General features: G+C 57.0%; 18 protein-coding genes, 1 tRNA gene and 1 pseudogene. 9 read left to right on the plus strand and 11 right to left on the minus strand.

Annotated features, from left to right (window positions below; all coding sequences use genetic code 11):
- Positions 1-3: 3 nt before the first annotated feature.
- The 6 genes and pseudogenes from ACXADZ_RS11490 to ACXADZ_RS11515 form a co-directional block, all read right to left on the minus strand.
- On the minus strand, positions 4-771 hold the full coding sequence (locus ACXADZ_RS11490) for an enoyl-CoA hydratase/isomerase family protein (RefSeq protein ID WP_475196458.1): 768 nt from the start codon (positions 769-771) through the stop codon (positions 4-6).
- Positions 768-2,339 carry an acyl CoA:acetate/3-ketoacid CoA transferase gene (locus ACXADZ_RS11495; RefSeq protein WP_475196459.1) on the minus strand — a complete coding sequence of 524 codons (1,572 nt, stop codon included), beginning with the start codon at positions 2,337-2,339 and terminating at the stop codon, positions 768-770. The genes ACXADZ_RS11490 and ACXADZ_RS11495 overlap by 4 nt, the downstream gene beginning before the upstream one ends.
- Entirely contained in the window at positions 2,339-3,340 is a 1,002-nt protein-coding gene (locus ACXADZ_RS11500; RefSeq protein WP_475196461.1) for a Gfo/Idh/MocA family protein, read from the minus strand. The genes ACXADZ_RS11495 and ACXADZ_RS11500 overlap by 1 nt, the downstream gene beginning before the upstream one ends.
- A 211-nt stretch (positions 3,341-3,551) precedes the next feature.
- The gene (locus ACXADZ_RS11505; RefSeq protein ID WP_475198566.1) at positions 3,552-3,725 is read right to left on the minus strand and encodes a TauD/TfdA dioxygenase family protein; all 174 of its coding nucleotides are present in this window, start codon (positions 3,723-3,725) and stop codon (positions 3,552-3,554) included.
- Between the two features lie 91 nt (positions 3,726-3,816).
- A pseudogene (locus ACXADZ_RS11510) lies at positions 3,817-4,296 on the minus strand (IS6 family transposase); the annotation flags it as partial.
- A gap of 424 nt (positions 4,297-4,720) precedes the next feature.
- A tRNA-Ser gene (locus ACXADZ_RS11515) sits at positions 4,721-4,810 on the minus strand.
- Positions 4,811-5,012: 202 nt separating this feature from the next.
- Between ACXADZ_RS11515 and ACXADZ_RS11520 the strand changes: the two genes are divergently transcribed.
- The 8 genes from ACXADZ_RS11520 (at position 5,013) to ACXADZ_RS11555 (ending at position 12,610) form a co-directional block, all read left to right on the plus strand.
- On the plus strand, positions 5,013-6,335 hold the full coding sequence (locus tag ACXADZ_RS11520; protein ID WP_475196464.1) for an SPOR domain-containing protein: 1,323 nt from the start codon (positions 5,013-5,015) through the stop codon (positions 6,333-6,335).
- A 16-nt stretch (positions 6,336-6,351) separates the two neighbouring features.
- A complete protein-coding gene (locus ACXADZ_RS11525; RefSeq protein ID WP_171092109.1) occupies positions 6,352-7,518 on the plus strand; it encodes a D-alanyl-D-alanine carboxypeptidase family protein in 1,167 nt (388 codons plus the stop codon).
- Positions 7,515-8,141: a dTMP kinase gene (gene tmk / locus ACXADZ_RS11530; protein ID WP_475196466.1), complete on the plus strand. Its 627-nt coding sequence runs from the start codon at positions 7,515-7,517 to the stop codon at positions 8,139-8,141. The genes ACXADZ_RS11525 and tmk overlap by 4 nt, the downstream gene beginning before the upstream one ends.
- A gap of 3 nt (positions 8,142-8,144) precedes the next feature.
- A complete protein-coding gene (locus ACXADZ_RS11535; protein WP_475196467.1) occupies positions 8,145-9,266 on the plus strand; it encodes a DNA polymerase III subunit delta' in 1,122 nt (373 codons plus the stop codon).
- Positions 9,263-10,069: a TatD family hydrolase gene (locus ACXADZ_RS11540; RefSeq protein ID WP_475196468.1), complete on the plus strand. Its 807-nt coding sequence runs from the start codon at positions 9,263-9,265 to the stop codon at positions 10,067-10,069. The genes ACXADZ_RS11535 and ACXADZ_RS11540 overlap by 4 nt, the downstream gene beginning before the upstream one ends.
- Complete coding sequence (locus ACXADZ_RS11545) at positions 10,066-10,863, plus strand: MBL fold metallo-hydrolase (RefSeq protein WP_171668664.1); 798 nt, start codon at positions 10,066-10,068, stop codon at positions 10,861-10,863. Before ACXADZ_RS11540 ends, ACXADZ_RS11545 begins: the two co-directional genes overlap by 4 nt.
- Before the next feature lie 54 nt (positions 10,864-10,917).
- Complete coding sequence (locus ACXADZ_RS11550) at positions 10,918-11,850, plus strand: AEC family transporter (protein WP_171646694.1); 933 nt, start codon at positions 10,918-10,920, stop codon at positions 11,848-11,850.
- A gap of 61 nt (positions 11,851-11,911) precedes the next feature.
- Positions 11,912-12,610 (plus strand): CbiX/SirB N-terminal domain-containing protein, encoded by a 699-nt coding sequence (locus tag ACXADZ_RS11555; RefSeq protein WP_475196471.1) that lies wholly within the window; start codon positions 11,912-11,914, stop codon positions 12,608-12,610.
- Between the two features lie 14 nt (positions 12,611-12,624).
- On the opposite strand, the gene ACXADZ_RS11560 is transcribed toward ACXADZ_RS11555, so the two are convergent.
- The 5 genes from ACXADZ_RS11560 to ACXADZ_RS11580 all read right to left on the minus strand — a co-directional run bounded on the left by ACXADZ_RS11560 (position 12,625) and on the right by ACXADZ_RS11580 (position 16,998).
- Positions 12,625-13,617 (minus strand): GGDEF domain-containing protein, encoded by a 993-nt coding sequence (locus tag ACXADZ_RS11560; RefSeq protein ID WP_475196472.1) that lies wholly within the window; start codon positions 13,615-13,617, stop codon positions 12,625-12,627.
- A complete protein-coding gene (locus tag ACXADZ_RS11565) occupies positions 13,614-14,201 on the minus strand; it encodes a heme NO-binding domain-containing protein (protein ID WP_475196474.1) in 588 nt (195 codons plus the stop codon). The genes ACXADZ_RS11560 and ACXADZ_RS11565 overlap by 4 nt, the downstream gene beginning before the upstream one ends.
- A 118-nt stretch (positions 14,202-14,319) precedes the next feature.
- Positions 14,320-15,879 (minus strand): trimethylamine methyltransferase family protein, encoded by a 1,560-nt coding sequence (locus ACXADZ_RS11570; protein WP_171668669.1) that lies wholly within the window; start codon positions 15,877-15,879, stop codon positions 14,320-14,322.
- A gap of 117 nt (positions 15,880-15,996) precedes the next feature.
- Positions 15,997-16,689 carry an HAD family hydrolase gene (locus ACXADZ_RS11575; protein WP_171668670.1) on the minus strand — a complete coding sequence of 231 codons (693 nt, stop codon included), beginning with the start codon at positions 16,687-16,689 and terminating at the stop codon, positions 15,997-15,999.
- Positions 16,690-16,713: 24 nt separating this feature from the next.
- A complete protein-coding gene (locus ACXADZ_RS11580) occupies positions 16,714-16,998 on the minus strand; it encodes a DUF3572 domain-containing protein (protein ID WP_171092130.1) in 285 nt (94 codons plus the stop codon).
- Between the two features lie 88 nt (positions 16,999-17,086).
- Between ACXADZ_RS11580 and ACXADZ_RS11585 the strand changes: the two genes are divergently transcribed.
- Entirely contained in the window at positions 17,087-18,487 is a 1,401-nt protein-coding gene (locus ACXADZ_RS11585) for a diguanylate cyclase (protein WP_475196477.1), read from the plus strand.

Consider the following 18,487-nt stretch of genomic DNA (forward strand, 5'->3'; position numbering starts at 1 on the left):
TTGTCAAAGGCCCGAAAATGTGGGGTTACGTTTTTCAATGAACGCGGCAACGCCTTCTTCGCGGTCCGCTGAGGCGGCAATCGCTGCGCTACCAAGGGCTTCGACCACGGCATGAGTGTCTTCACCGACCGCTGCATGGATCATGTTTTTTGAGATTTCGGTGGCGCGAGGCGAAAGGTCGCTAAGTTCGGCGGTGATCTCAAGCGCGCGCGCCAGAGCGTCGTCAGTCACCTCGGTCGCATAGCCCAAGGCCACGGCGCGGTCAGCACCAATACGGCGCCCAAAGAGGGCCATCTCTTTCACCGCAGCTTCGGGGATCAGCCGGGTCAACCGCTGTGTCCCGGACCAGCCGGGTACAATCCCGACCCGAGCTTCAGGTAAAGCCAACGTGGACCGCGGGGTCATCAGGCGCAGATCGCAGCAACTGGCCAGCTCTAGCCCACCGCCGAACGCATGACCATTGATCGCAGCAATTGTTGGCTTGCCGATCCGCGCCAGGCGGTCAAAGATGCGATGTCCATCACGGACCCAATGGCGCGCGAATTCGGCGGGGCTCAGACCACCCCAAGCGCCAATATCGGCCCCACAACAGAACGCTTTTTCACCCGCGCCGGTCAGAACAAGCGCACGAATAGATACGTCACGCTCGACCTCTGTCAGGCCAGCTTCCAGCGCGTGCAGCATATCTAAAGTTAGCGCATTGAGCTTGGCCTCGTTGTCCAAAGTCAGGACGGCGGTTGCACCCTCGATATGAATGCGCAGTTTGCTCAAAGTGTCATCCCCATCGGGCCAACTGCGAATAGCGACTTGGGCATCTGAACCGCGTTTTCCGCGACTTTGACGCGACCACCTGAAGCTTCGACAATATCGCGCTGCGCCTCAATGCCGGGCATGATTTCCGTCGCGACCAGCCCCTGATCCGTCAGGCGAATAACGCAACGCTCAGTCACATAGAGCACATCCTGACCGGTTTCCCGGGCACGGCGGCCCGAGAATGTGACATGTTCGACCTGATCCACCATCTTGGTGAATTTTCCGGGGGCATTCACACGGATACCATCATCCGCCAGATCAATCTTGGCGCCAGCTTCGAACCAGCCCGAGAACACGATCTTTTTGGCCCGCGTGGTTATATCGACAAAACCGCCACAACCTGCTGTCAAATAGGGTTTTTTACCAAGTTTGGAGACGTTCACATTGCCTTCGACATCGACCTCGAGGAACGAGAGGAACGACATATCGAACCCGCCGCCCTGGAAATAGATGAATTGCTGTGGTGACGGCACATAGGCATGCGCGTTGGATGCGCACCCAAAGGCAAAGCCGGTTAGTGGGACACCACCGACGGCCCCCTGTTCGATCGCCCATGTCACCGCCTGAGGATGGCCTTCCTCCAACAAGACACGCGGAACCATTGCGCTGATGCCAAAGCCCAAGTTGGCGCTCATGCCGCTGCGCAGTTCTTGCGCAGCCCGTCGCGCGATGACCTTCTCGACACCGTGCTCGGCCAGCGAAAAACTGTCCCACGGGCGCATAATCTGGCCAGAGATCGCCGGGTCATAGGGCGTCTCTGTCGTTTGCATCTGCTCTGGGTCTTCAACGATCAGATCGACCAGATGCCCCGGCACGCGCACGTCATGGGGGCGCAAGCTACCTGCAGCAGTCACACGTTGAACCTGTGCGATCACGAGCCCACCGTGGTTGCGTACGCAAATCGCTTGCTCCAATCCGCCCAGATAGGCACCTTCATGTTCATAGGTCAGGTTGCCAAACTCATCCGCCGTGGTTGCGCGCAAAACGCAAACGTTCGGGTTGATGTTTGGGAAGTGCAACCAAGTCTGACCGTCGAATTCCTTGCGATTAACGATGGGAGCCGTCGCACCACGCTCGTTCATCGCGCATCCTTCGCGAACAGGATCCACGAAAGTCTCAAGCCCGACCTGCGTCAGAACACCAGGTCGATGCGCTGCGGCTTCGCGATGCATGTCGAACAGAATTCCCGATGGCACGTTGTATGCAGCCACTCGATCTTCGACAATCATTTTCCAGATTTTCGGCATCTCAAGGCTGGAAGGGCCCGACGGGTATGATCCGGCGAGAACGCGACTTAGAAGTCCATCCTGCGCCAGATAGTCCATGCCCTTTACGCCATACATATCCCCTGCAGCAATAGGGTGTAGCGTTGTAATGTTGCGCGGATGCCCTTCAGTGCGAAACCGCTCTCCAATCGCCTTTAGAACAAGGTCAGGGCAACCCAGAGCCGAAGACGATGACACAGAGACGACCGCATTGTCCGGGATGCGAGAAACGGCCTCGGAAACAGAAACCAGCTTGGTCATCAGAAACCACCATAATCTACATTGATACGCCGACCCGAGGCTGCGGCTTCTCGCACACAAAGCGCCACGGACAACGATTTCACGCCATCGGGCCCGTCAGCCGCCGGGCGACCTTCCCCGATGGTCGCGGCGACAAATTCTGATACGCCCTGAACGTAGAGCGAATGATCCGAAAACGGGATCTCTTCGCTTCCGGCTTCAGTCACCAGATTGATCGACCCAACCGGTCGCTGCGTCATGACGCCATGCCCAAAAATCGAACCCTTGGTTCCGTGAACTTGCAGGTCCGACCCGGCAAACGGGTGCGTAAAACTTTCATGTGTCATGACCATTGCGCCCGAGGGCATCGTCCAGACAGACATGCAGGAGTCTTCGACGCCCTGCCCCATCCCGGAACTGGCCATTTGCGCGACGACAGACACCGGGTCTTCATTGAGCAGGAAGCGAGTGACATCTGCATCATGAACAACGATGTCGGGGATCACGCCGCCACCAGCATCCGCAGAGTTTATACGCCACCCCTGCAAGTTACCCGGCAGATGCACTGCGTGATGGATTCGTAGCGAGAGAATGTCTCCGACGCGCCCGGCTGCAATTAGGTCACGAATTGCGCGATGGCTGCCAGAGCAACGCAGGTGATGATTGGTTCCAAATGTCACGCCAGCCGTGTCGGCCGCACGCACCATTTCGATAGCTTCCGCTTGCGTCATCCCAAGCGGCTTTTCACACAGTACATGCTTACCAGCCGAAATGGCTGCCATTGCCTGACCGTGGTGTTTCTCATTGGTTGAGGAAATATAAACAGCCTGAACATTCTCGTCAGCAAATGCAGCGTCCAAGTCTGTGGTGGCATTGGGAATACCGTGTTCATTGGCCCAGGTTTGCACCCGGTCAGGCGAATTGCTGACGACCCAGGTCACGTCGTTGCCTGTCTGCTGACGCACCGCGCCCAGCATGTGTTGTGAAGCTATCGTACTCGCTCCGACAAAAGCCCAGTTCATCTGATTTCCCCGAATTTGGAACGTTCCAATTGTCTAGTGGAACGTTCCAAGTATGACAAGAAAAAACTCTTAGCGCGCTTTAAATGTAAGAAAACATGGCTAAAACCGCGAAGCTGGACACTTCATCAAAAGCAATCACAGGGAATTGAAGAGATTCATAGCGTGTCGGCTCTCCGACTGAGTCGCAGAAATTCGCCGCGCGCCACTTGCATCATTGCGTCAGAGCGTCTCCTTCCACCGTCACCCTGTGCATAAGGCGTCGAAACCCATGGCAATCGTTGATCGCTTTGTGGCAAGTCGCTCTTTTGTCCGAAATGGCGATGTCTCCTTCCTGCCAACGCAGGCGGCATTGGAATTCGGGCTGCTTGCAATGATCATAAATCATAGCCAGCACCTCGGCAGACTCATCCGCGCTCAAGCCTTGGTGCTGTCAGACGAATTCGAACCTTTCTCAGTTTGCCGCGGAAACCGCGAACCTATCCGGAACAAAGTTGACGCCACTCGCTAAGAGCGGCGGTCCGGGTCAGCTTGAAGGAGTCTCTGCTGGTGAGCGATCTTTCCTGGTTGAAGTGGTTGTAGACAGAGGAATGGACGGAGGCGAATTTCTGTAAACTTCGCATGCGCCTGAAACGCAGCATCGCACGTTCGCGCCGTCGGAAAGGAAGGTGCGAATTCTCGACGCGGTTGTTGAGCCACCTGCCCGTCTGTTGTTTTTCGAGCGCGCCCATTTCTCTGAGCGCAGCCTTGTAGGAAGCGAAGCGATCTGTGACGATCTCTTCGGCGCAACCGTGCCGCTACATCAATTTCTTGAGGAATTTCAGTGCTGCAGCTTTGTTTCGGCGTTTGGTGACAACGGCTTCCAGCACCTCGCCTTCGTGATCAACGGCCCGCCAAAGATAATGCCGCTTGCCATTCACCTTCACGAAAACCTCGTCAACGTGCCACTTCCATTTGGAGACCCACCCACTTGATTGGTCCGAACAGGAACGCCTGTTCGGCTTTTGATAGCTTCAGATCCTGCTTCCCTGATACAGGGCTCGCCCTCCCTGATCCATCGGCACAATTCCCTGTTCCCGCGAGAAAATTCCCTGTTCCACTTTTTAGGGAATTTGCAGCATAAACCTCTGAAAAACACACAGTTCTGATAGGAGAAATGACGGAAATCAGACCTGTTTTGCAGAAATTCCCTGTAAATTGCCGCTTATCAGGGAAATCCAGCCCAAAGCGACCCCGACAAAATGCGACACTGAGACTGGCGCCTGAATTGTCCTCTGAATGTACAGTCTGCTCTGTCTCTGATTGAAAGCGCATGCGCCAACGCTCGGGAATTGCGGCAAAATTCCGAGTCAGAAAGTACAACTGAAGTGAGACAGGTATGAGTGGCGGGGAGACAGGGATTCGAACCCTGGGGACGCTCTCACGCCCAACGGTTTTCAAGACCGCCGCATTCGACCACTCTGCCACCTCCCCGTCGAAAGCCGGGTCTAAGGCCAAGTTCGATCAGAGGCAAGTCGAAAACGGGAAATCTTGCCGAAGAGTTTTCAGCGCTCTTTCCATGACCCTTCAGCCACGTTATGATCGGGTGGAAAGACCGAAACAGGCTGGCATACAGAACCAGCAGACCGGCAGCGGGGTTCGTGAAACGAAACCCCTTCAGGCAAGGGATAAGCAGATGAAGCGAGCGATCGAGACACGCCCGGGGCCCAAAAGGCTGGCGTATCTGGCGTTGACTTTGACGATTTTGGCCGGATGTGAAGAGGCTTTGGGTACAGCTGAAACCGCCGAAAAGCCCCAGGACAACGATGGGAAAATCGAACTTATACCCCAGGTGACCAGTGGTTCGCAGCGCGACGTAGAAGCACCGGACGTTTTCCGCGTTACCGAAGCGGGGCTTTGGGATGGCCGACCATCGTTGGGTGGCATCTGGGTCGCGCATCCGGACGTGACGCAACCCGAGCGCGTTGTGATCAAGAACACCACCAACAACAAATCCGTGACTGGTGCCTTGTTCCGGCGCGAGCGCAACTTGCCCGGCCCGGCGCTTCAGGTCTCGTCCTCGGCAGCGGAACAGCTTGGGTTGCTGGCAGGGTCACCTACAAAGCTTAGCGTTATAGCGCTGCGTCGCGAGAAGGTCGAAGAGCCCCCATCTGAGGAAACACCACCAGTTGAGGACGCAACCGCAGAAACCGAGACCGCATCGGCAGATGCAGCAACCGATGGCCAAGCCACGGGTGATACCGAAAAGCCGGCCAAACGGAAATGGTGGCAAAAGAAAGAGCCCGCAGCTGCTGCCGCCGGTACCGCCGCTGTTGTAGCAAGCGCTTCAGGATCCGAAGAGGACGAGACTGCAGAAACGGAAACGGTCAGCGATTCTGCTCAGGAAAACGCAGAGGAGCAAACCGAAGCGCCTTCTGAAAAACCGGCCAAACGGAAATGGTGGCAGAAGAAAGCACCCGCTGCTGCTGCCGCCGGAACTGCCGCAGCCGCTGGAACCGCAGCGGCTGCAACAGATGCAGCCACAGATAGCGCCGAAGTTGCGACCGAGGCTGCTGCTGCCGTAACCTCTCCGGCTTTGTCAGATGCGCCGGTCGAAGCCCCGGCCGAGAAACCCGCCAAGCGGAAATGGTGGCAAAAGAAGGATCCCGCAGAGATCACCGAAACGCCACTGGACCCGATCGAAGGTGCCGCCGCCGCAATTGATGCGACCGAAGCGACACCAGCAGCGGCGACGGCTGCGGCTGCCGCGACCACCGCATCTCCGCTGAGCAAACCGTTTGTTCAGATCGGAACCTTCAGCGTCGAGGATAACGCCAACTCTGCCGCACAGAAGGTGCGCAGGAACGGTATGTCCGCAGTTGTTCGGGAACTAAAAACCGCAAATAACACCGTCTGGCGGGTGCTGGTTGGCCCTGCCGCAACCCGGGCCGAACGCAAAGCCATTCAGAAGGACGTAAAAGACCTTGGCTTCAAAGACGCGTTCACCGTATCCGACTGAAACAGGGAGACGCAGCATGCTAGCCTCGATGCGCACATCCGTTCTGGCCATGGGGATTGCCCTCATGGGACTGCCCGCACACGCTTTTGATACCACAGCTCGCGCTGCTTATGTGATTGACCAGACCACCGGCACTGTTCTTCTGTCAAAAGACGCCGACCAGCCCCTGCCGCCCGCGTCGATGTCCAAGTTGATGACGCTGTATGTGGCCTTCGAGGCTTTGCGCGATGGCCGACTGACACTGAATGAAACCCTGCCCGTGTCCGAACACGCGATGAGCTATGGCGGCTCGACCATGTTCCTGAACACGCAGGACCGCGTCACCGTCGAAGACCTGCTGCGCGGCATCATCGTTTTGTCGGGCAATGATGCCTGCGTCGTTATCGCCGAAGCACTTAGCCCCGACGGAACCGAGGCCGGGTTTGCGCGGTACATGACCCAACGCGCGCAGCAGATGGGCATGAACAATTCCAATTTTGCCAACTCGAACGGCTGGCCTGCCGCCGGTCATATGATGTCAGTGCATGATCTGGCTGTTCTTGCGGATCGCTTAATTTCGGACTTCCCGGAATATTACCCCCTCTTCGCTGAGGAGGTTTTTGAATTCGACGGTCGCGCGCCGTCAAATGCCCGCAATCGAAACCCGCTGTTGAAGCTGGATATCGGCGCGGACGGTTTGAAAACCGGCCACACGCAAGAGGCCGGCTATGGCCTTGTCGGCTCTGCCAAACAGGGTGACCGGCGCGTCATTTTCGTTCTGACCGGTCTCGACACCACCGGCCAGCGGGCAGAGGAGGCTGAGGCCGTGGTTAACTGGTCGTTTCGAAATTTTGTCGAGAGGACAGTTGCCAACGCGGAAACGCCGATAGCCGAAGCCCAACTGTGGATGGGTGAGAAAAAGACCGTCGGGCTTGTTGCCGAAGGTGATCTGAACGTGCTGTTCCCGGTTCTGGGCACCCAAAATGTCGAGGCCGAAGTTGTGTATGACGGCCCAATCAACGCGCCTGTCCAGAAAGGCCAGCAATTGGCTGAACTGGTGATCAAGCCCGAAGGACTGCCCGAGATCCGGCGCCCGCTTGTGGCTGCCGAGGACGTAGCCGTAGGTGGCTTTGTCGTGCGGATGCTGACCGTTGGTGGCATCGTATTGAAAGACGTGATCAACAACCCACTGGAGTCGATGTGACGAAAGCGGGGTTATTTCTGACCTTCGAAGGCATTGACGGATCAGGCAAGTCAACCCAGGCGCGGATGCTGGCGGATCGTCTGCGCGCGCAGGGACATGAGGTCGTGCTGACGCGCGAACCGGGCGGCTCACCGGGGGCCGAGGAAATTCGCCGACTTGTTCTGGAAGGCGACCCGGATCGGTGGTCGGCCGAGACAGAGTTGCTGCTGTTCACCGCAGCCCGCCGCGACCATCTGGAGCGCACCATCGAACCCGCCCTTGCGGCAGGTAAAGTGGTGATTTGCGACCGTTTCGCAGACAGCACACGTATGTATCAGGGCTTGTCACGTGGCGACCTGCGCGCTCTGGTGGATCAGTTGCACAGCCTGATGATCGGCCGGGAACCGGACATGACGTTGCTGATCGATATGGACCCGGAAACGGGCTTATCGCGTGCAAAAGGCCGACAGGGCACAGAAGAGCGGTTCGAAGATTTCGGCCCCGATCTGCAAAGGAAAATGCGCTCAGGGTTTCTGGCGCTGGCTGATGAATTCTCGGGCCGGTTTCGCGTCGTGGATGGCAACAGAGACATGGACAGCGTTGCGCAGGATGTGACAGATATCGTTCAAGCAGCTTTGCGGTAAACGATGAGCGACGATACTCCTTCTCCGGATCAGGTGCCGGGTGCACCGCATCCGCGCGAAACCGCGCGGCTATTTGGCCAGGACGCGGCTGAACACGCATTTCTGACGGCCTACAATTCCGACAGGCTGCACCACGGTTGGTTGCTGACCGGGCCGCGCGGCGTCGGCAAAGCGACGCTGGCCTGGCGGATCGCGCGATTTTTGCTGGCCACACCCCCGGCAGATGACGGCGGCTTGTTCGGAGCGCCGCCGCCGCCAGAAACGCTCGAAATTGATCCCGATCATCCGGTGTCGCATCGCATGCAGGCCGGAGCCGAACCAGGACTGGCCGTTGTCACCCGATCTCTGAATGATCAGGGGCGGTTGCGCGGCGAAATTGTCGTGGAGGATATCCGCAAGCTTGGAAAATTCTTTGGTCTGTCCTCGGCTGATGGCGGACGCCGGGTGGTGATTGTGGATTCGGCGGATGAAATGAACATCAGTGCTGCCAACGCGCTGTTGAAGATGCTGGAAGAGCCGCCTGCGCGCACCACGCTTTTGCTCGTCTCGCACCAACCTTCGCGCCTGCTGCCAACCATCCGGTCGCGCTGCCGCACGCTGCGCCTTGGCCCGCTGATTCCGCAGGACATGCAAACCGCCCTGTCGCAAACCGGAACAGAAGTTCCCGCCCAGACTGAACACCTGGCCGCACTTGCGGCAGGATCAGTTGGGGATGCTGTGCGGTTAATCAATCTTGGCGGTCTGGACATTTATGCCGAGCTGATCGCCATTCTGGGCACCCTGCCCCGTATGGACCGGCAACGCGCACTGGCATTGGCCGAAGCCGCAGCACAGCGCGGTGCCGCCGAGCGTTTCGAACTGTTGCTAACGCTCATCGATGTCGCCTTGTCACGGCTGGCTTTGACTGGAGCAACCGGTACACCCCCCGTACCCGAAGCGGCCCCAAACGAAGGTGAAACGCTGATGCGTCTTTCGGCTTCCCCCGATCAAGCCCGCCGCTGGGCAGAAGTCGCCGCGACAATCACGGCACGCGCACGGCATGGTCAGGCGGTGAACCTTGACCCTGCCGCTCTGGTCCTAGATACGGTGTTCAAGATACAGGAAACCGCCGGTCAGAACAGATGAGCGACACCCCCCAGATTACCGACAGCCACTGCCATCTGGACTTCCCGGATTTCGACGGCCAGTTGGACGAGATCATCACGCGCGCAGCCGAGGCTGGCGTGACCCGCATGGTCACGATTTGCACCAAACTGCGCAACGAACCCAGCGTCCGTGCGATTGCCGAGGCCCATGCGCCCGTCTTCTATGCCGCCGGCACGCACCCGATGAGTGCGGCGGATGAGCCGATAGCGTCGGTCGACGAACTGGTTGCCTTGGCCCAGCACCCGAAATTCGTCGGCATCGGAGAGTTTGGTCTGGACTACCACTATACCGCCGACAGTGCGGAAGAGCAGAAACAATCCTTGCGCATCCATATCGAAGCGGCCCAGCGCACTGGCCTGCCCCTGATCATTCACGCCCGCGCAGCGGATGATGACATGGCCCGAATTCTGGCCGACGAGTATCGCAACGCACCCTATTCCTGCGTTATGCACTGCTTCTCTTCTTCTGCCGAATTGGCCAAGGCCGCGCTGGATCTGGGCTTTTACCTGTCCATGTCCGGCATCACCGCCTTCCCCAAAAGCCAGGAGTTGCGCGATATTTTCGCAACTGCACCGGTAGACCGCATTCTGGTGGAAACAGACGCGCCCTATCTGGCCCCACCACCCTATCGTGGCAAACGCAACGAACCCGCCTACACCGCCCACACAGCCCGGAAAGGGGCTGAGGTTTTCGGCATGGATTATGCCGCTTTTGCAGCCCAGACACAGGTGAATTTTGACCGCCTGTTCACCAAGGCCGCGCTGTACAAGGCCGCTGCATGACCGGGATGCGTTTTACAATTCTGGGCTGCGGTTCCTCGGGCGGCGTACCAAGGCTGGGCGGTCAATGGGGCGACTGCGATCCTACAAACCCGAAAAACGTGCGCCGTCGCTGCTCGCTGCTGATTGAACGCGATGGGCCGGATGGAACGACCTCGGTTCTGGTCGATACCACGCCGGATATGCGCAGCCAGTTGCTGGACACCGGTACCGGGCGGTTGGATGGGGTGGTCTATACCCACTCGCACGCGGATCATGTGCACGGGATCGACGACCTGCGCATGATCGTGTTCAACATGAAAACGCGCGTACCCGTCTGGGCGGACGGTGACACGCAGAACGCCTTGCTGGGGCGTTTCGGATACGCGTTCATTCAGCCCGAAGGTTCACCTTATCCTCCGATCCTGGACCTCAAATCCATTGATGGCCCGTTCGACATCGATGGTCCCGGTGGACCCATTACGTTGCGCCCGTTCAAAGTGAACCACGGCTCAATCGACTCTCTTGGGTTCCGAATCGGTCAGCTGGCCTACCTGCCGGACGTTGCCGAGATCTACGACGACGCCTGGCCCGAGATGGAAGGTTTGGACTGGCTGATCATCGATGCATTGCGCCGCAACCCGCATCCCACGCACGCGCATCTGGAAAAGACGCTGGGATGGATCGAACAACTGCAACCAAAACGCGCCGTGCTCACCAATATGCATATCGATCTGGATTATGCGACGGTTGACGCGGAAACTCCCGACTATATCACCCCCGCTTTTGACGGGATGGTGATCTATCAGGCGCAATAAGCCCCTGCCCCGCGCGCTCAAGATATCACAGCGCGCCTGCCGCACGGGGGCCAAATGCTGCAAAGCCTGATCGACGTCATTCTACCGGTCTTCCTTGTGATCGGTGCCGGATACACGGCGACCCGCACGGGCTATTTCAAACAAGAGCACGTCGATGGGTTGATGAAATTCACCCAAGGTTTTGCAATTCCCTGCCTGCTGTTCCTGGCCATCGCACACCTGGACCTTAGCGCCAGTTTCGATCCCCGGCTTTTGGCCAGCTTCTATTCCGCCGCTGCGTTGTGCTTCACTGCGGGTCTCTTTGGAGCAAGGATCATTTTTGGCAGGGACTGGGAAGACTGCGTGGCCATCGGATTCTGTTGTCTGTTTTCCAACTCGGTCCTGCTGGGCCTGCCGATAACCGAACGTGCTTATGGCCCTGAGAACCTGACGGGCAACTACGCGATCATCGCCTTCCATTCTCCGTTTTGTTACGGCGTTGGGATCACGGTGATGGAGGTCGTGCGCAATCGCGGCAACGGCGGTGTACATATGGCGCGATCAGTTCTGTCAGCGATGTTCAAAAACGCACTGATTCTTGGTATCGCGCTTGGTTTTGTCGTCAACATAACTGGTCTGGTCATCCCAGCAGTCGTGGACGAAGCGCTTGAGCTTGTTACCCGCGCCGCCTTACCGGGGGCGCTGTTTGCGTTGGGGGGTGTGTTGGTTAAATACAAACCCGAAGGCGACTTGCGCACCATTGGTTTTGTCTGCTGCATCTCTCTGATGCTGCACCCCAGCCTAGTTTGGTTATTCGGAACATCCACCGGCCTGCCGCAGGACCTGTTTCGATCAGGCGTGTTGAATGCCGCCATGGCACCGGGCTTTAACGCCTATATCTTTGCGAATATGTATGGCCGCGCCAAACGCGTTGCGGCTTCGTCCGTTTTGATCGGAACAGCAGCATCTATAATCACCGTCTGGCTTTGGTTGAGCCTTCTGGGCTAACACAGGTGTTGACTTCGGTTTTCGCAGTAACACCTATCGCAGAACGCAGCAGGAGATCCGAATGCCACACGCCATAGTCGTCGCCCACGGCCAGCCCTCTGACCCAGATCCCGCTGAGGCCGCGTTGGCTGCATTTGCAGCCAAGGTCGACGCGTTGGCCGAACATGTAACGGTGAGTTCTGCGACGCTGGCCAAGCCCGGCGCGCTTGAGGCCAAATTGGACGGCCTTCCTGAAAATTCAGTCATCTACCCGCTTTTCATGGCGAAGGGGTGGTTTGTAACAAGTGCCCTGCCGAAGCGAGTTGGAGATCACAGGGCACGTATTTTGGATCCTTTGGGCATTGATCCCGATCTGCCCGCGCTGACGGCGAACGCGCTAGAAGCGAAGTTGCGAGAAGAGCATTGGGCGGCCAATGCGACGGATTTGGTGATCGCTGCGCATGGGTCGGGCCGCAGCCGAAATCCATCGGCGGTGGCCAATGAATTTGCGGACCGGCTTGGCAGGCAGGTTGCATTTCAATCGATCCGGGTTGGCTTTGTCGAAGAACCGCCCTCGATTGCCGAAGCCGCGCGAGATGCATCTAATCAAGCGATTTGCCTACCGTTCTTCGCCTGCACCGGAGGCCATGTTCTAGAAGACGTACCCGAAGAGCTGGAGCGTGCCCAATTCAAAGGTATCGTCATGCCCGTTGTCGGAGAGCTCGCGCCCATTCAGCGGCAGATCGCACAAAAGGTCACCGAGGCGTTCACATCTGCGTGACCCTTGGTGGATGTTCAGGATTGCGCCTTGCTCAGTGTCGAATAAAGCCGATGGCACGATCGACCATCCCGTTTGGCCTGATACAATGCCAAATCTGCAGCATGTAAGATATCAGCCGCTTTGGGCACTTGAAACTGAGTGGACAGAGCCGTGCCGATGCTGGCTGACACAGTACAGTGCTGGTTTTGAAACAGCATAGGCTCGTTCAAGCGTTGGATGAGTCGGTCAGCAATTGCCTTCAATCTGTCGTCCTGCGCCAGGTCTTTGAAAACAATGACAAACTCGTCCCCACCAACACGCGCAACCGTATCTTCGCCGCGCGTCTCCTCAATCATAATGCGGGCCGCCTGTTGCAGGACGAAATCACCAGCAGCGTGACCCAGTTTGTCATTCACTGATTTGAAGAAATCCAGATCCAGATGCATCAAGGCAAAAGTCGAATTACTTGAGATCAGATTTGCCAGCACGTGATCCATGGCCCTGCGGTTTTTTAGCCCGGTTAATGTGTCGGTATAGGCCTGTTCTTCAGCGGCGAGCATGGCGCCTTGAAGCCTCAGGTTTAGCGACCGCGACGCCTCCATCGCGGCAGATTTAGCCTCGACCAGATAAAGCAGTTCGATGGCAAGGTCGGTGCCTGAGAAATCCGCACTTGTCAGCGCGTAATCCCGCACCGCATCCAGAATTGAAATCCCGAATGACAGGTTGATGACCGCACCACCGGACTGCGGCAAAGGGGCGACCAAGCCCTTGAGGGTTGTACGCGGTTCATCTTTGAACTTCAGGTGCAACTTGGCCCCGGCCATCGATAACAACGCCGGAATGGTTGTAACTGTTCTGGGGCGGATCAGTTCAAACACTTCCAGAAACCCCTGCCCGGTCAGGGGCAATTCTGGTCGCAGTTTTTGAAGTGTTGGCCCCGCTTGTTGTATTCGTCCGTCTTGTTCGACCAACAGGAACATTGGACAAAGCGTTTCCAGAAGGCCCGCAAGTTCGTGAGTATCGGTCATCTGCTGGGCGCCCCCAAATCAAAGTGACGCCCTTCCGCGAAAGCGCTTTCAACCAACATGATGGAAATGACGTCACTGTCCTGCTGCTGCCCTTCATGTGACAGTATGACCAATGCGCCGTAGTCGTCTGCCATGGCACGCAAAACACCAACCATGACACTGGAATAGCCGGGCAAGCCTGGAAAGCAGCATAGCTGATACTCCGTGGCCGATAGCTCTCGCAGTTCAAGGGCCGGCAAAGTCAAATCTGACACGGCCAACCGCACCCGGTCGGCCAGATCGTCCAGCGAATGCAGAAACTCTACATAGCTTACGCCGCCAAACCTGAGCAGGCGACGCAGCCCTTCCATGTTCGGGTGGGACACAAGATATGTCCCCAAATCCTCAAGAATCTCGGCCTTTGGTCGGTTCAGATCGCCACTCAGCGCATCCAACACTCTTGTCGTCATGTCATCATCATAGATGAGCATGGCTTCAAACTCGCGAAACCCTAATCGCGCATCTTCGGTCACACGCAGCCAGCAGGCCTGCCCATAGGTAGCGCAGACAAAAGACTGTATCGCCCGATTGATCAGACCATGCATCGGAAACCCCAACTTGGTGTCCCCTGCACTCTGTGCTGACAAATCTTAACAAATAGACAAAATCCACCCTGAGTTGCAGCGAATGCAACCGGGTATCACTTCGACATTTGTCGATTGCTCAGAAATCTGTCGGCGCGCCACCCTCGGCTTTGCGGCGTTCCACAAACTCTGCCAGTTCTTCGCGAATGGCTTCATCCATTGGTGGAGCGTCAAAGCTCGAAATGATCTCTTTGAACATGTGGTGGGCGCGTTCGGCTGTCCAAATGCCACCAGCAACCTCCCACCCTTCATAGTTCTTCCAGTCGCTCAGGAAGGGTTGATAGAACGCGGTGGTATAACGGTCCTGTGTGTGCTGAATGCCGAAGAAATGACCGTCATTGCCAACTGAGCGGATCGCATCAAGCGCGATCTCATCAGGGCCGGTGGCAGTCAATTCCGGGTTCATATAACGCTGAATTTGTTGCAGGATTTCGCAATCCATAATGAACTTTTCCGGGCTTGCAATCAGGCCACCTTCCAGCCATCCAGCCGCGTGATAGACCATGTTGGTGCCCGATTGTACGGATGCCCAAAGCGAGTTTGACGTCTCCCAAATCGACTGACCATCGGGCACGTTTGCAGCACAAACACCCGACGATCGCATCGGCAGCCCGTAGAACCGCGCCATCTGGCCGGTCATCTGGGTCGAGCGCATGTATTCCGGCGTCCCAAAAGCGGGTGCTCCGGTTTTCATATCGACATTCGACGTAAATGTGCCGATCACGCACGGAGTTCCCGGGCGCACATATTGGAACAGGGCTATAGCACATAGCGCCTCGGCCAGTGACTGGGCCACCGCACCTGCCATTGTCACCGGTGCCATGGCCCCGGCCAACGTAAAGGGTGTCACCACAATTGCCTGTCCACGTCGGGCCAGCCGTAGGCACCCGTCGATCATAGGCTGGTCATGCTTTAGAGGAGAGGTAGAGTTAATGTTGGTGTACATGCGTGGAGCGGCATCGAATTCTTCGTGGCTCAGACCGCCTGCGATGCGCACCATTTCCATCACATCCTCGACGCGCTCTTTGCCCAGAGAGTAAGCATGCATGGTTTTGTCGGTCAGCGTCAGCTTGTCGTAAAGGACGTCCAGATGCCTTATACTGGCGTGAATATCGACAGGTTCGACCGGATAACCTCCGGCGAAATGGATGCAGTTGAAATATTGCGTCAGTTTCAACAGATTTCGGCACATCTCCCGGTTGCCGGGAACTTTTGTGCCGATCTCCATATCCCAATAATTCGGCGGCGATGAGACATTGCCGAACAGAATGTTCTTTCCACCAATCTCGATCTTGCGATCCGGATTGCGTGGCGTGATCGAAAATTGACTGGGGGCTTTCGCAATCATCTCCATGACAAAGTCGCGCCCCATGCGCACATTGTCACCTTCGATGGTACAGCCTGCCTCACGCAGGATGCCTATTGCCTCTTCATTGTAAAATTCGATCCCGATCTCTTCCAGGATACGCATGGCCCCGTCATGGATCGCTTCGATGCCAGCCTGATCCAAGGGCTCTGTGGGATGGTCGAGGTTGATGGGCGGATCCCAGGGCATCTGATCGATCGCTGCAGTTCCTCTGCGCGCTGCGGCCCCAGCGCGGCCTCCGCCGCGACGCTTGCGTGTTGTTGTATCGCCCATCACGGCCTCCATTCCTGCTTTAAACAAGCAAGCCCGGAAGACACGATGATGGCCGCTCTGTCTGCGACAGAATATGTCGGTTTTCTATTTTGGCCGTCGATTGTCGGATTTAACCGTTTACTTGCTGGCTAACCATGCAGGGATATGTCCGATATCGGGCAGGACGACGTCGGCCATGGGCGCCAGCGCCTCTGCTTCGGCCAAACCCGTCAAAACACCTATCGTCGTCATCCCGGCAGCCCGCCCGGCTTGGAGATCATGAAGGCTGTCACCAACCATTGCGACCCGTGAAGGTTCAACCCCAACATGCGCGGCAAAGGCCAGCAGTTGACCAGGGCCTGGCTTGAACCCGTGACCACTGTCATACCCCGCAACAAAGTCGAAATGCTCCCGAATCCCGACGGACTCAAGATGCTGCAAGGCCGGATGTTCACTGTCATTGGTGGCCACACCCAGCTTAATCCCCGCATTCTGCAAACTTTCCAGAAACGGGACCAGAGGAACAGCAGGCGACTGAGGGGCAGCAGCTGCTTCGGCGTTCATCAGATCCACGATCTCATCAACGGTCATGCTGTCGACATGAGCGGCCAATACGTCGGCGATTTCTTCAACAGTCGCAGCGATAACGATACTGTCTGCGTTGTATCTCTCTTGCTCCAGGTCATAGCCGATTATCTGTCCAAGTTCGGCGGCGCGGGTTGTGTCACCATTAGTCAGTCGCAGCAGCAAAGAGCGGCCAAAGCCACCCCATGTGTTTGCAAAATCAAACAGCGTGCCGTCTTTATCGAAGACGATTGCATCTATCGGCATCAAGTTCTCCAGCGGAAGAGGATTTCAGGTCCAATGTACATCAGCGCCGCCGGACAAAACCGTCCGCGCCTGAGCAGGAAGATCATAGGCTAGCGCGTTGGCATCACAAAACGCCATGACCCACGAGTCGTCAAGTACCAGAAAATCCAGCACCGACGCCAGAAATTCCGGGTCTGCTGCACGCTCGCGGACATCTTGCACCGACGCGCCCGTCGAGCCCAAAAATACAGGAAAAAGCTCTTCATTTCCGGCCAACCAGCCCAAAGCTGTCAGAGCCAGCGTTTCCGCGGATTCGGATGATATCGACATAAACTGCGCTCAGATCCACTTTTGGAAAGGGTTTGTTAACCAAACTCATAAACACTTTGTTCACGCATGCAATCAACGGTGAACAACTATGTCTGTGCAGGGAACCATCCTTGTCCTCGACGGGGTAGCAACCAATCGCATCATGCTGAAAGTTCAGCTGACAGCGGCTTGGTATCACGTAGTCCAAGGTGAAAAGCTTGAAGGGCTGTTGTCGCTTGTGCGTCGCACTCAGCCTGATCTTGTTCTGACAGCTCAGACCTTGCCAGATGGAACAGTTGCGGATGTCAAAAAGGTGACCAAGACCGTTCCCGGGCTTGAAGATGTACCAGTTGTTGTACTTGCCGCACAAAACGACAGGGATGCGCGGCTGCGTGCCTTGCAGGATGGGTTGGACGATGTGCTGACGCATCCTTTCAAGGATACCTTGCTGTTGGCGCGTATCCGAAGCTTGTTGCGTGCCCATGCTGCCACTCAAGACCTTCAGGTCAGCAACGGTTCGCAGCCGATCGGGTTCGGGGAACCGGCACCAAGCGTTATCCGCCCGCCAAAAGCCGCGAAAGTTCATATTCTGACACATGCCGCGCAAACCGGCGTCATGTGGCACAAGGCGCTCAACGATCAGCGTCAGTTTTCTTTGTCCTGGCACCTGCAATCGAACCTTCAAAGCGTCCTGTCTGGCGCTGTCCCGGACGCCATCGTTGTCGAATTGGGCGCTCATCCGTCAGATCTGAATATTCTGGCTGATCTCAGATCGCGTAACGTCACGCGAAACACGGTGTTGATCGGTGTGCTTAAAGACGACAATGCCGTTCAGGCATCAGAGGCATTGGATCGGGGTGCCGACGCCGTTTGCCTGGATGGATTCTGCGCGCAGGAAATCCTGCTTCGGCTGGACAATCAAATCGCGCGCAAAGCCCGGCTGGATCACATGCGTGTATCTCTGAAAAAGGGACTTGCGGACTCGTGGATCGACCCGTTGACCGGGCTGCATAATCGCCGGTTTGCTATGCGAGCGCTGGACCAGATCGCACGCGAATCTGCGCGAACAGGAAGCAGTTTTGCTGTCATGCTGGCAGACCTCGACCACTTCAAGGCAATCAACGATGACCACGGTCACGCGAGTGGCGATCTCGTGCTGAAGCAGGCGGCAGAACGTATGCGTGGTGCCCTTGGCACCAACGGATTTGTCGCCCGTATCGGTGGAGAAGAGTTCATGATAGGCGCGCCAAATGTAACACCCAAACAAGCGATGCGGCTCGCTGAATCCCTCTGTGACAGCATTTGCAACGCGCCGTTTCAGCTCTTGGATCAGGGACCGCAAGTCAAGATGACAGTCAGCGTCGGGATGAAAATGTCCCAAGGCCCGTTCCCCAACCAAGAAAGTCCCACGCCACATATTGAGAACCTGATTAAGTCCGCTGACACCGCACTTTATGCGGCGAAAAAAGCCGGTCGCAATCAGGTGAGCGTCCGGCAAAACGCGGCTTAA

It is taken from the genome of Ruegeria sp. ABM4_193, assembly GCF_056158705.1.